At 39.5% G+C, this 228-nt stretch carries 1 protein-coding gene; it reads left to right on the forward strand.

Annotated features, from left to right (window positions below; all coding sequences use genetic code 11):
• Positions 1 to 192: VanW family protein (locus NE558_RS14350; RefSeq protein ID WP_256150848.1), on the forward strand; the 192-nt coding region annotated here is incomplete at its 5' end.
• Positions 193 to 228: the final 36 nt, after the last annotated feature.

Here is a 228-nt window from a genome sequence, read left to right on the forward strand (position 1 = left end):
GCGGAAAGATCACCCGACTCCATGTCTGTAGGATATGTTCGTTTAGGCAGAGATGACGCTATCGCAGGTAACTATATAGACTTAAAAATTAAAAATAATACAGGATACCCAGTCTATTTAGATGCTTATGCTTCAAATGGTGTTTTGCAGATAAATCTGTACGGTCACGAGGTACATGAGGCGGGTAGATAAGTTGAATTTGAAACAGTTTATGAGGCTACCATTGAG

The organism is Anaerotignum propionicum (assembly GCF_024461735.1).
Classification (GTDB): domain Bacteria; phylum Bacillota; class Clostridia; order Lachnospirales; family Anaerotignaceae; genus Chakrabartyella.